Origin of the sequence: Rhodanobacter sp. A1T4 (genome assembly GCF_014207185.1) — a bacterium.
Lineage (GTDB): Bacteria > Pseudomonadota > Gammaproteobacteria > Xanthomonadales > Rhodanobacteraceae > Rhodanobacter.
This window is the reverse complement of sequence record NZ_JACHCP010000007.1, coordinates 23,028-35,616: the sequence shown is the minus strand read 5'-3', so window position 1 is coordinate 35,616 and position 12,589 is coordinate 23,028. Positions and strand designations below refer to the sequence as shown.

Genomic DNA, 12,589 nt, shown 5'->3' with positions numbered 1-12,589 from the left:
TAGCGGGCTTGTCGCTGCCACCCGATCCCTTCGGATGCACGCATCGTTTCCATACGCACCACCAGGACGCCCATGGCCGATCATTTCCAGCTCCGTCTCGTCGACAGCCGCATGCTGGCGTCCTCGGTTCGTCATCTTGTTTTCGAGCGTGTGGATGGTCAGCCACTGGCATTTCAGCCGGGGCAATTTCTGCAGGTGCATTTCCACTACGACGACGGCACCGCGACCAAGCGCAGCTACTCGGTAGCTACTGTTGGCGACGGCGCATCGCCGGTCGAGCGTATCGAGATAGCGGTGAGCTATGTGGAGGGTGGTGCGGCGACCAAGCTGCTCGGCGAGCTGCCCCATGGTGGCATCATCGACGCCAGTGGCCCGTATGGACGCTTCTGCCTGCATGAAGCGGATACCCATCCGCGCTATCTCCTGCTGGCCACCGGCACCGGCGTAACGCCTTACCGCGCGATGCTGCCGCAAATTGCCACACTACTGGAAAAGGGTGGCCGTGAAGTGGTGTTGCTATACGGCGCGCGCACCGAAGAAGAGCTGCTGTATGGCGAAGAGTTCGAGGCGTTTGCGCAGCAGCATCCCGGTTTTGTGTTTCACGGCTGTCTGAGTCGGCAGCCGCGTTCCGTGCCGCGTTCCAGCGATCGCAGCGGTCACGTGCAGAACGTGCTGTCCGAACTGGCGCCGAGCATCGAGCGCGATATCGCCTACTTGTGCGGCAATCCGAACATGGTCGATGCCGCATTCGCCGCGCTGAAGGAATTCGGCCTGCCGGTGCCGCAGATCAGGCGCGAGAAATACATTTCCTCTCGCTAACCCGCCCCAGAACACATTGTTCGTGCCGCTTCCGGGCTCTCATGCTCGAATGACTGAACAACTGAGCCACCGCGTCCGACACGGCGTCAGCGCCTCCAAAGTGTGACGTGATTGGCAGTTTGTTGCCTTGTGCCGGAAAGGTGGCTTTCTGGGGCAAAAGTTTTGATAAATCGTGCCGATAGCAACTTGAGTACTCCGTAATAGCTACGGAGCACCGCGAGGCGCGGTATGAAGTCGTCGATCAGTTTGTTGTTGGTGAGCATCGCCATTGTCGGCATGCTGAGTATGCCGTGCCTGGCCACAGCAGGCGGGGTGGAAGCTTCAGGTGGACGGATCAGCTTCATGGGGGCCATCGTCGAGCCCACATGCTCGGCGAGTGTCGCCAGCATCGATACCGTGGCATCGATAGCGACGAGCCACAATGTCACGCCACTTCGTTTTGCATGTGGCACTGCTCGTACCGCAACGGATTCCAGCCAGTTTTATTCATTGACCGTCGTCGATCTCGATGCCGCTACGATCAATCATGATCGAGTGCTCGACTACTTTGCCGGTTATGTAAAAGCTGCAGGTAACAATATGGCAGCGGCGAAGCTTGTTACGCAGACTTTTGAGTGACCATCAATTTGTCGGTGTTTGTTCTGAACAGCATGCTCGCAGAGATAGCGCTGTTACACCGAAATTGACGCCGCAGCTACACCATTGCTACCGAACCGGCCTCCTTAACGGCAGTTACCGGCGAAGCTTTAACTGCTTTGTCACATCGGCAAATGTGCTTCGGCACGGGTGTTGAAGCGGCCAATATGGCTCGCGTCTATGCGTTGAACGTTGTGCGTTTGACGAGCACGGAATCCGATCCCGCACTGAATGTTTTGATAATTACGTCAAAGCCTGTGGGCCCGATGCAAAGGATCCTGTGCTGGTTTTTCAAACCTGCGAGTGATGTTCCAGCGAAGGTTTTCGTGACTTGTGCCCGTTCGAATCAAGGGTAGGCGATCGTGAACGTCACGCTAGTATTCACCGTGCCAGCACCCGCCGCTCCGCCAGAGGCAATGTACTGCGCGTAGTAGTTAAGCGTTGCACCCGTGCCAACGAGGCTGTACTGCGACGAGTTTTGTGCAGTGGCCTGCGCACCCGTCAGATTGATCACGGAGTAAGCCGCAGCGCTGCCCCCGGGGCCGTTCAATAATTGCACTTCGATGTTTGCGGCCGAACCATTATTTAGCAGATTACCGCTGCTGGTATCAACGTTTGCTGCCGAATAGAAATAGGTTGTGAGCTTGGTCACGCTGGTGGGGCAGCCTGTTATCGAGATGCTGAAAGCAGTTGCGCCGGTCGTTTGTCCATTGGTCGACAGTGACGAAATCCCCACGGTTGGGAGCTTCACGGCGATGCTTTGGGAGGCGGTGGTAAGGGTGCAGCTCGGTGCAGTCAAGCTGATGGAGGGAAGAACGAGGTTGGCGTTCAAACTCATGCTGGTGGCGTAGTTGCCGGGCCCCGCAGGGATATACCACCAGAAAGGAATCAGGTTGATCGAGGGTATGGTGCCAGGTGCGATCGGGCCAGTCTTGATCAGGGTCGCTGTGTAGCTTGCTGTCACCGTGCCACCGGTTCCCGAAACGGACCCCGGTACATAGCCCGCCGTGCTGGTGGGGCCACAGGCAAGACACGCTGCGCTCGTTGCCTGAACCGGTGTGGCTTTGACCAGCACGGCAACGCCGGACACACCGGTGGCAAACGTGATACCTGGGCCGGCCGTGTTATTCGTAGGATCCAATGTGGCCAAGTATTGACCTGCCTGGATTGTTGCCGGGTTATTGAAGGTCGATAGACCCGTGCAAGTAAAGAGCATATTGGCCGTGCCTGTGGCCAGCGTGCTTCCCACCGCCGTATTGCTCGGAATGGTTACGGTGGTGGGGAAGCTGAGCGTCGCTGATGAGGCTGTGCAGTTAGGGGCGGCAGCGGCAAGTGGCGCCCAGCCAATCGCGACGATCGCCAGCAACAGCCACACAAAGAGTCGGGCGCATCGCGGAGCGTTATTGAAACGATGCGTCATGTTCCACTCCTCGTGACCTGCGCGACCGCGCTGGGGCGTGCGCAAGTTGCCTGGATCTCTTGGTAGGCTTTCGCCTGTTTGTCCTTTGCTCGTGGCGCAAGCTGGTAGGTGAACGAGCACGACTGTGCTGCTCCACTGTCATCCTGCCAGCGCACGCTCAGTTCACCGGACTGGTTGACACCCCGCACCAGGATTTGTCCGGCTTGGCCAACCACACCCAGTGAGATTCCTTTCTCGTTGAACACTTCCGCGCCGAATGGCAATGCTTCACCGTTTGCGAAGTTGGCGTGCACGATCAGCGCGCGACCATTCTCGGTCTTGAACTTCAGCATCACCACCGCACCCGCATAAGGCGCTACCTGCGCACTGGTGGCGTCGAGCTGCACGTCCAGCGGCAGGCCCTTGGGATCGATCTGGATCGTATTGAGGTTGTAGGGTGTGAGGTAAGGCACCAGCGCATAACCGAAGTGATCAACGCGCGCACCGGCTGCACTGTTCAGCTGTGCACCAGCGGCGCCGGGCACGTAGATGATGCCGATAGTGTCGCCCACCGGCTGGCCGAACGTGATGCCACCCGGATGTACTACCACGGCCCCGCTCACGCCCACTGACGCCTGTGAATAGCCGCTTCCATCACCATAGCTGGCGTTGAACACCGCGTACGGGCTGCGGTAACCCGCATTCACGCTGCCGGCATTGCCGCCGCCGTCGCCACTATGCGTTGCCGTGGCGCCATAGTTGAATTGGCTATCGCTGCCGAAAGTGCCATTCAACATGGCCTGATCCTGCGAGCTGCCGTTTTGATCGTGCGTGATATTCAGTGTGAGGCTCGGTGCGTGCGGACTGCCGCCCAATGGCAAACTGAAGCTCACCATGTACTCGTTGTCATACCGGCCAAGTGGGTCGACCGTACGCATGGCTGAGATGTTGTAAGACAGCCGATGGAAATGGTTGCTATAGCCCACCTGAAACTGCGTGTCGTTACCGGTACGATTCCAGTAGTCGCTGGCAGAGACGTTGGCATAGATCGAACCGCCATTTTTCCCCAACGGTTGGCTGAGCGAGAGTGTGAAGTTGTTGCGTTGACGTTCCACTCCTGTGGCAGAGAGAATCGGATTGGCAGTGAACGCGCTTCCATTGAGTGTGGCTTGCTGGGCTGGCGTGAGTACGCTCTGCTCCGGAACGCCATCGATCGTTGTCACTGGCTGCGGCGGCACGTAATCGAAAGCGTTGATTCCCTGACGTGCGTAGTCGCGGGCCTGGACGGCCTGGCTCAGGTTTAGAAAACCACCGGTCGAATAACGGTATGCAGCGACCGACAGCGTCGTTTGCGTTGACGTAATGATCTTGCTGTAGGTCACCCGCATGCTCTGACCGGACTGCGTCGAATAACCGGGAATGTGTGTGTTGGCTTGGGTAACGTCCAGGGCCAACGCACCATACCGTGTATCGATCGCTGCACCCACTAGCGCAGCGGCATAGCCCTGCGAGCCTACGATGCCGCTATACCCTGTCAGCAGGTTGTTGAAGCCATGCTGCACCGTGGCCTGCACCACGGCGGGTTTGTCCTGGATCGATACGTTGCGTAGTTCACCGATGGCGACGTCAAAACGGGTAATGCCGGGGCGCAGCAATTGCGCCACCGAAGCATAGGGCACGATAAAAGTACTTACGCGGCCATCCGCTTCGGTTACCGTGACATCCAGGTTGCCGCCATAGCCGGTCGGGTAGAGATCGGTGAGGGTGAATGGACCGGGTGCCACCGTGGTCTGGTAGATCTGCACGCCGTTCTGGCGCACCGTGACTTTGGCATTGGTGTTGGCTACACCACGTACGACCGGCGCATAACCCTGCAGCGATTGCGGCAGCATGCGATCGTCAGTGGCGAGTTGCACGCCGCGTATGCCGTAGCTGTCGAATACCGCACCATCGGTATAGCTGTCGCCGATCGTCAACAGCGAACGCAGCGAGGGCAGGTCGCGCTGCACGTAGGTATCGATATTCTGCCATTGGTGCCGCGCCGGGGTGCCGGCCGTGGCCGACTCCCAGTTGACGGTGGCATTCTCGCGCAGATGCCACGGGCCGAAATTGAGGCCCGTGTTCAGGCCAAGATACGACGTCGTCTGGCTCTGGCCCTGAGTGTTGCTGTGATAGCTATCGAAGTTGTAGTTCAGCAACGCCGCAGGCACACCCGCGTCCCAGTATTCCGGGCTGACATAACCGCGTGGCATCTGGCCGAGATAAGCCTGTGGCACGCTGGTGTCCAAGCGCAGGTCAGCCATGTCGAATGTCATGTTGGCGTCCTGAATCAGGCTGCCAATGCTCACGCAGGCTGTCGGATCTTTCAGTTGCGCGGTGGTCTCGTCGGACAGCTTGGCCGGATGCAGCCCCAACTGCTCGAGCAGTTGGCGATCCACACACGGCGTGGCGCTGACTTTTTCCGCAGCGGCAGCGAAACGCACGTCGCTGCGGCCAACCCAGATATTGTTGAGATAGATGTCCGTGTTGTAACTGCCGGGTAGCACCGGATTGCCGTGTTCGAAGCGGGACAGGTCCGTGGTGTTCTGGCCGGCACCGGACAACAGGCTGCGGTCGAAATCGGCGTAGCCACCGCTGGCACTGGCATCTGCAGGACTGGCCGATGCATCCGCGCCATTGACGGGCGATGCACTCGATGCACCAGTCCAGCTGGCTAGCGCAGTGGCAATACCCGCACAAAGAAGAACGCGACGGCACGCCACAGGCCAGTATTGGCCGAGTTGGTATGTGGCATGCCGGGAGTTCACCGCGAAACGGCGCCCTTGAGGACTACGTCGGCGCCGTAGTCATTGATGCAGTCGTACTGAATCGCGCTGCCGACATCCGGAGCCTGTTTCAGGTCCGATATATTCAAGCGCAAATCGGACAGCGGCGCCACCATGCCGGTGTCGACCTTGTGCGCTGTGCCACCGACATTCACCGTGATCTGGCCGATGGTCACGTAATAAGGTGTGGGGTTGTGCACCACCAGGGTGCCCGATCCCGCTTCGCTGCCAGCCTTGAAGCTCAGCTCGCCCGGCGCTTTCACTGGATCACCCGACAGGGTGGCAGGACGATAGAACAGCTTCAGCCGCGAACGGATCGCCATCTGCATGTAATTCTTGTCGAGGAATTGCGGGCCGCTTGGCTTCGGTGGAATTTCCAGCACGTTGAGCCAGAACACCGACTCACGGTCAGTCGGCAATGGCTGTTGGCTATGGGTAAACAGGATGCGCAGACTCTGATCGCGATTCGGCTCCATGCGGAACAGCGGGGGCGTGATCAGGAAAGGTGTATTCACCTTGTCCGGCGTGGATTGTTGGTCGCCGCTGTCGATCCATGCCTCGACCAGCGCCGGCGTGGTGTTCTGATTGGTCAGGCGTACAGTGACTTCGCTGTCCTTGGCCGGAAAGATCACCCGGGTGCCGGAGATGATCACATTGGCTTGGACGGTGAATAGCGCGCAGCCGATGACCAGCAGCGCCGCGGTCAGGGCGCGGATCGGTTTGTTCATCGGGATCTCGGATGCCAGTGAGGGTTACGCTGCGGCCGGAACTCCGGCCGCAGCAGCGAGACTTGCTAGCTCTTACTGGTAATTGAGGTTGTACTGAACGGAAGCAGCGACGCTACCTGCCGTGGCAGCGGCAGTTGGAGCCACATAGCCGGCGTAATAGGCAAACGTCGGAGTGGCGGCCGATAGCAATTGCGTGCCCGCATTCTGGGCGCCCGACGCACCCTGCAGTGTCAACACATTGGTCAAGCTCTGGCCATTCGACAGTGCGACTTCCACATTGGTGGCGGTTCCGGTGTTGGACAAGTAGCCGGTGGTGGTGTCAATGCCCGTCCCCGTGAAGTACGGGAAGACCTTGGTATAGCCGGTCAGCGAAGTGCAGCTGCTCAGGGTGAGGGTTACCGCGGTCCAGCCGGCCGACGAGCCAGCAGTTGAAAGTACCCCGTTAACCAGCGGAGTGGTTGGCAGCGCGATAGCCAGGGTAGAGGTGCTACCGTTCACAGCCACGGTGCAGGTGGACGCGGTGAGCGTGCCCGTGAAGGAGATGGTGCCGGAGCTGGTGTTGGCCGCTTCAGTCGTCTGCGGGACGAGTGCAGCGATGCCGAAACCGGCGATCAGTGCGGCGGAGAGAAGAGTCTTGTTCATGCGTATCCCTATGTAATGTATGGTCTTGAGTGACTGATTCTTGACGCGCTATTGGACAGCTGTTGGTGTTGGTAGCATTACCCCGACGGCAGCCTTGCGCGCGGCTGGGTCCAGCCAACATCAGCAAGCTGTGTGCCAAGTCTTGTTTTAGAGCGATTCCCCGGCCAATGGCCTCCCCCGATGATCATCCCTAGGCGTCGGGATGTCGTGCAGACGAACGCTGTAACTCATCTACCCGACGAATTATGTCATTCAATTGTGCGAACTGCGTCACCTTTTCTGACGAATTGCGTCATTCAGAAGTGCGAACTATGTCACATTATTTTGTATTCAGGGTCACGCGCCCCTCATCACAAATGTGACTTTCACCACTGGTTGAGTGTAATCATGTCAAGTTTACTTGACATGATTTGGGTGTGTTGAAGGGTGTGGATTCCCGACAGACAACGAGCGCGGCGGGCCGGTTTATGAATGCTCCGGCGCCAACACCGCAGCATTATGGGGCGCCTCTCGCAGCACGGTTGTGCGCCAACACTCGTCAGTAAGTCACGCTGACCGTAATGGTGTCGGTATATGTGCCGGGCGTGGGGGTGGCCTGAGCGGCCACGCGGCCATAAACGGTGTTGGTCTGCACGGCGCCATTGCCGGTGCCGGTCACGGTATCGCTGTTGACGGTGTTGCCCCAGCGTGTCGTTCGTCCGCTGTCCTGATAGAGCTCGTAAGTAATCAAATCTCCGCTACTGCCAAGCATGTGCCGCGTGGTGCCGCTGGCGTTCTGGCCGTTGTCCAGTCCGATCTGGAACGCTGTGCTGTTGGTGCATTGAGTCTGCAGGGTGGTCGTCGCATCCACGTTGGCGGTAAGCAGGCTGGCGGGGGTACCAAAATTCAGGTTGTTGGCCGCGGTAATGGTGCAGGTCTTTGTAACAGCGGCATTGGCCGTGAAGCTGAAGGCGCTGGCGTTTCCGGTGCCGCAGGTCGAAGGCGTGGTGGTGTAGTTCGAGGCCACCGTTATCTCGGCATCGGTTCCGGCAAAGGTGCTGATATAGGTGCCGGCGGTCAGGCCTATCTGGGCGTTGGGTACGCTGGCGTAAATCGTTGCCGTGCCACTGAGGATGCCGGGCAGCAGGAAGGTGAGTCCCAGAGGCACGACAACTGACGTTTGATAGGGCGCACTGTTGACGGCTGAGAACAGCGAACCCCAGACCTGCGTGCGCGCACTGTCCTGATACATCTGGAACTGCAGGCTCTGCCCGGTGCCGGCCGTCATCACCCGATTGGTGCCCTGAAGGCCACCGGTACCGTTGCCGATGTTGATGCAGAAAGTGGTGTTGGCAGCCAGGAGCAGGGAGGGGTTTTTACAGGTCCAGCCGATCGATGCGCTGGTGGTGGCGCCGGTGACCAGTCCGTCCACGGTGCCAAAGTTGATGGTCGGCGCGCTGGTGACGCTACAGGTAACCGAGGCGGCTTGGGCGTGCGCCATGCGTGGCGTTAAAAACGCGATGCCAATCAGCAGGACGAATGCAGCAAGTGTGCCTGTCAGGCTCATTGACCTCATGGCGATACCTCCGCCACACAGTGCAAAGGCCCGATGTGCGGGATCGTGTTGCCGACCTTGTGGTAATCGAACGCGACGTGGCAGCTGCCGTCTGGCGTGACCACATCCAGCACGGTGTGCTTTTGCAGGGTCTCCAGATAGGCTTGCCCATCGAAGCCGACGAGCGCGGGATCACCGCTGACCTGTCCATGCACCCGCACCTGGCTTCCCAGCGGCAATGCCTTGCCAGTCTTGTCCACCAGCGTGAGCACACCGGCCTGTACGGGCGTGATGCCGAACTTCACCAGCGTGCCGGCGCGATCGGTCGGCGTTGCGATGGCCTTGACGTGATCAATGCGCACATCCTGTGGCAACTGCATCGGGTCGATGGACACCTGATTGTTCTGGTACGAATTCAAGGGCTCGACCAGCAGCATGCCGTGGCTGTCTGTTGTGCCAATCGAATTGTTTTCAAGTTTTACAGGAACACCGGCGATACCGTCAGTAGATACGACCGCGAAGGCGTCGTCGATGCGGCGCGAGGCAAACAGATCGCCTCCCATCAGCACCAGTGATCCGCTTGCGCCGGCATAGGCATAACGCTGGTCGGCGATCGAACTGACACCGGCGTCCACCATGCCGTAGCGACCCAGATAATCCAGTTCGCCCTGGCCACCATTCTGATCGCCGCCCTGACGCAAGTCGGCACGCCAGCCCCAGCCGCCCTGGCTCGGTGCCGACTTGCTGGCGTCGAGACTGAGCCCGGTACTTGAGCCATCGCGCTGTATGCCGGTGCTCACCGTGGTGTTGTCATCCAGCACGATGTTGAAGCCGGCAAACAGGCTGCGATCACTGGCATTGTCGAGGTTCTGGTTCGCACTCAAGCTGAGCGACATGGCATGCCCGATCGATTTGAACCAGTACACGGTGGCGTAACGCGAAGGGTCCTGCGCCGGATAACGCAGATCCAGATAGCTCACACCGAACTCGCCCAGATGTCCGGTGCTATAGCCGACAACGGCCTGGGTGCTCACGCTCGGCGGTGGCGCGCCATACAGCGAAGCGACGTCGAGGTAGTCGCCGCGGGTGCGGGTTTCGTCAACGCTGAAATTGAATCGGTTGTTGCGCCAGCTGTAGCCGAGGCTGTACTGCGAGCCGCTCTGTCCGGCGTGCTCGCTTTGGGCGAGCGATGCCGAGAAAATGCCGCTGCTGTCGCCGAGCAGCCAGACCCCGCCGGCGCCCGCCTCGGTCAGTCCGGCGGTAGCCTCACCGTGAAGTTCTGCGGTGAAATGATCGCTGACGCCGTAGCGCCAGTTGCCGCTGGCGGCGGGATCGTGCCCGTAATCAAACGAGGCCAAGCCATAGTTTTCGCGTACATACCCCAGTTCGGTCGACCATTGCGACAGCCCTTGTTGCAGCAATTGGTGCGTGTCGTACAACGAGAAATTGAGCGTGGTGGCGCGGCCCAGCGCATCGGTCAGTACGATCTGCGCATTGCCCGCACCGCTGATGTTCGGAATGGAATTGAGTTGAAACGGGCCGGTAGGGACCTTGCCGCTGTATTGGCGCAGACCATTGACGTACAGATCGACATCCGAAGGCAGGGTGGCTGAGCCTAGAAACGCTGGCAGTGGCGCCGTGATCAGGTAGGGCTGCAGCGCAAAGTCCGTGCCCAACTGGATGCCGCCAATACGGGTCGAGCGTGTCCACGATTGCGCAGCGGTGAGTGTGTCGCCGATGCGCAGGGTCATCAGGCTGTCGGGAAACGAGGTACTCCACGCGGTGTCCAGACGTACGGTCTTGTCATCCCAGCCGGTGCCATCGGCATGCGTGGCCTGCGATAGGCTGGTGGTACTGAACACTCCGGCAGGCCCGAAGATACGCAGCTCGGTGAAAGCGCTGAGGCTGTTGCTGCCATGTTCCCCCTGCGTGCCGTACAGGTCGTAATTCAGCAACGCCCCGGGCGAAGCGCTGGGTTTTTGTACGGATACTGCAGGCGCATTCAGCACGGTCGTCGACAACCGCAGCATGCTTAGTGGCACGCGTATCTTCACGCTCTGCTGGTTCGCATCGTAGACGACCATGCTGCCGGGCAGGCTGCTCAGCCGCAGCGGATCGGACATGCCCGACGGCAGCGCGAAACCGAGCTGGTGCAAGGTGACCTGGCTTACCCACAGCTGCCCGTCGCGAAGGCTGAAATGGGCCAGTCCGCTCGATGCACCGTTGAGTATCACGTCAAGATACAGTTCATTTCCTCCCGTTCCGACGATGCCATTGCCGTCAGCGGTCAGCGCAGGATTTGCCGCCGACATTGCATTGTCGGCTTTGTCCGCCGAGTGGGCAGCTGGTGCGAGCAATCCTTGCAATAGAACTATCTCAGCGAGGACGATCGGCCAGCGACAGCTTTTGCGTAGCCTTTTCGCCATTGATCGATGCCTCCAGCGTGCCACCAGACGCGAACACGGCCACGGGCGGTTTCAGAACCCAGCGCATAGTGGCGCCAGGAAGCACGTAACCGAGCAGGCCAGGAGTGATTTCGCTGCGCTGGCCGGCGCTGTTGATGAAACTGAGGCTGGCGAGCTGTGCGTGACTGCCGCCGGTATTGCCAACCTGCAATACCGCATGGTCGCCATCCTGTTGCAGACTCCAGTGCAATATCGGTGGCGCAGCTGCCGCACCAGCAGGCTCGACAAACACCGGCAGCGTGTAGTGCAGCACAAACTGCAGGCCCTTCTTGCCATGCATGTCGACGGGCAGTTCGTCGATGGCGACGCGGTATGCATCCTCCACTGCGCCAGGGCCGTTCGGCGGAGCGCCCAGGCGGATGACCCGCACCAGTTGTTGCTCACCCACAGCCAGTTGCAGTATCGGTGGACTGATGACCAACCCTTGCGAGAGGCTCAGCTGATCGCCGTTGGCATCCTGTGCCCAGTGGTAGACACGCACCTGTGCATGGATGACGTTGTCACCGGTATTGCTCAACCACAATCCATCGGCGTTTTGCGAAGGCTGGAGACTCAACGTGACTGGCGCCACCTGAAGTCCGCTCGCCATGGCGCAGCCACTTGCGGCCATTGCCACAAGAAGGGCGTAACGCCATCGTCGCCACGGGGAAGCGCCGTGCATGGTCGATCAATAGTTGACGTTGACGGTGACGGTATCCGCGTAGCTGTCGGGCGTGAAGTTGGCGCTGGCGGCGGTCGCATAGACGGTTAGCGATTGGGCTATACCCGTGCCCGTGCCTGCCACGCCATTGCCTACCGTTGTGGATGTCGCCGTGTTGCCCCAGATGGTGCCTCCGGCTCCGGCGGTCGACGTCAGCTGGTAGGGCACCTTGTCGGTATTGGTCGCGGGTGCTGTGGTGGAAACCATCGTGCCGGCGCCAGCCGTGTTGGCGTTCGACGGTGCCAGACCAACGTAATAAGGCGTGGTCTTGGAACAGTTGACGCTGATGGTGTTGCTGTTGGTGGTGTTCACTGCGGTGCCAGCAACCGAGCCCAGGTTGATATTGGACGCCGTGCCCGCCGTGACGGTGCATGCCTTGGTGATGGTGATCAATACCTGGAAGGTGGCGGTGGCTGGATTGGCGGCGTTGGCGGAAGCTGTGACGCCGACAAGTACGGCGAATGCGACAGCGTGCAGCGTATTTTTTATGGACATTGGGATTCCCCCCGGGTAGCTGAACCAATGAGGTAAACGCCTCGAGCCCTATGCAGGAGGCGATCCCTGTGTCTTCGAGTCTCAGGTAACCCGGTGTCGACCAATGCACAAAAAGTTACATTTTCAGGCTGCTATCTAGAGAGCGCACCAGATTAACCTGGCTCGCGAATCGCGCCGAATCGGGCGTAAGTGTCAAGCACGCTTGACATGGGTGCGAGGGAGAGTATAGATTGCTTATGTCAAGTCTGCTTGACATTTTCAGCAGCGTGATCGGGGAAAGCCAATCCAGCGCGCCGGCCAGGGAGTTTCGCCTCTTGCCGACGAAAGCTTTGATGGCTCGATCAAC

General features: G+C 59.6%; 10 protein-coding genes. 2 read left to right on the top strand and 8 right to left on the bottom strand.

Annotated features, from left to right (window positions below; genetic code table 11):
• Positions 1–72 precede the first annotated feature (72 nt).
• Entirely contained in the window at positions 73–819 is a 747-nt protein-coding gene (locus HDE80_RS15095) for an FAD-binding oxidoreductase (RefSeq protein ID WP_184672259.1), read from the top strand.
• Between the two features lie 228 nt (positions 820–1,047).
• Positions 1,048–1,437, top strand: a complete 390-nt coding sequence (locus HDE80_RS15090; protein WP_184672257.1) for a hypothetical protein — start codon at positions 1,048–1,050, stop codon at positions 1,435–1,437.
• Between the two features lie 364 nt (positions 1,438–1,801).
• Here HDE80_RS15090 and HDE80_RS15085 read toward each other — a convergent pair whose 3' ends face one another.
• The 8 genes from HDE80_RS15085 to HDE80_RS15050 all read right to left on the bottom strand — a co-directional run bounded on the left by HDE80_RS15085 (position 1,802) and on the right by HDE80_RS15050 (position 12,243).
• Positions 1,802–2,875, bottom strand: a complete 1,074-nt coding sequence (locus HDE80_RS15085) for a fimbrial protein (RefSeq protein ID WP_184672254.1) — start codon at positions 2,873–2,875, stop codon at positions 1,802–1,804.
• The gene (locus HDE80_RS15080; protein ID WP_184672251.1) at positions 2,872–5,661 is read right to left on the bottom strand and encodes a fimbria/pilus outer membrane usher protein; all 2,790 of its coding nucleotides are present in this window, start codon (positions 5,659–5,661) and stop codon (positions 2,872–2,874) included. The genes HDE80_RS15085 and HDE80_RS15080 overlap by 4 nt, the downstream gene beginning before the upstream one ends.
• A complete protein-coding gene (locus HDE80_RS15075) occupies positions 5,658–6,407 on the bottom strand; it encodes a fimbria/pilus periplasmic chaperone (RefSeq protein WP_184672248.1) in 750 nt (249 codons plus the stop codon). Before HDE80_RS15075 ends, HDE80_RS15080 begins: the two co-directional genes overlap by 4 nt.
• 72 nt (positions 6,408–6,479) lie before the next feature.
• Positions 6,480–7,049, bottom strand: a complete 570-nt coding sequence (locus HDE80_RS15070; RefSeq protein WP_184672245.1) for a type 1 fimbrial protein — start codon at positions 7,047–7,049, stop codon at positions 6,480–6,482.
• Positions 7,050–7,587: 538 nt separating this feature from the next.
• Positions 7,588–8,604, bottom strand: coding sequence for a spore coat protein U domain-containing protein (locus HDE80_RS15065; protein ID WP_184672242.1), 1,017 nt, complete (start codon positions 8,602–8,604; stop codon positions 7,588–7,590).
• Positions 8,601–10,895 carry a fimbria/pilus outer membrane usher protein gene (locus HDE80_RS15060; RefSeq protein WP_255483819.1) on the bottom strand — a complete coding sequence of 765 codons (2,295 nt, stop codon included), beginning with the start codon at positions 10,893–10,895 and terminating at the stop codon, positions 8,601–8,603. Before HDE80_RS15060 ends, HDE80_RS15065 begins: the two co-directional genes overlap by 4 nt.
• Before the next feature lie 64 nt (positions 10,896–10,959).
• Entirely contained in the window at positions 10,960–11,637 is a 678-nt protein-coding gene (locus HDE80_RS15055) for a fimbria/pilus periplasmic chaperone (RefSeq protein ID WP_255483818.1), read from the bottom strand.
• Between the two features lie 78 nt (positions 11,638–11,715).
• Positions 11,716–12,243: a spore coat protein U domain-containing protein gene (locus HDE80_RS15050; protein ID WP_184672236.1), complete on the bottom strand. Its 528-nt coding sequence runs from the start codon at positions 12,241–12,243 to the stop codon at positions 11,716–11,718.
• Positions 12,244–12,589 lie beyond the last annotated feature (346 nt).

Bases quoted from the DNA above. Each gene is read 5' to 3' on its own strand.
- HDE80_RS15065 (WP_184672242.1), bottom strand. From the start codon at position 8,604: ATGAGGTCAATGAGCCTGACAGGCACACTTGCTGCATTCGTCCTGCTG.
- HDE80_RS15085 (WP_184672254.1), bottom strand. From the start codon at position 2,875: ATGACGCATCGTTTCAATAACGCTCCGCGATGCGCCCGACTCTTTGTG.
- HDE80_RS15055 (WP_255483818.1), bottom strand. From the start codon at position 11,637: ATGGCGAGCGGACTTCAGGTGGCGCCAGTCACGTTGAGTCTCCAGCCT.
- HDE80_RS15075 (WP_184672248.1), bottom strand. From the start codon at position 6,407: ATGAACAAACCGATCCGCGCCCTGACCGCGGCGCTGCTGGTCATCGGC.
- HDE80_RS15050 (WP_184672236.1), bottom strand. From the start codon at position 12,243: ATGTCCATAAAAAATACGCTGCACGCTGTCGCATTCGCCGTACTTGTC.
- HDE80_RS15095 (WP_184672259.1), top strand. From the start codon at position 73: ATGGCCGATCATTTCCAGCTCCGTCTCGTCGACAGCCGCATGCTGGCG.
- HDE80_RS15060 (WP_255483819.1), bottom strand. From the start codon at position 10,895: ATGTCGGCGGCAAATCCTGCGCTGACCGCTGACGGCAATGGCATCGTC.
- HDE80_RS15090 (WP_184672257.1), top strand. From the start codon at position 1,048: ATGAAGTCGTCGATCAGTTTGTTGTTGGTGAGCATCGCCATTGTCGGC.
- HDE80_RS15070 (WP_184672245.1), bottom strand. From the start codon at position 7,049: ATGAACAAGACTCTTCTCTCCGCCGCACTGATCGCCGGTTTCGGCATC.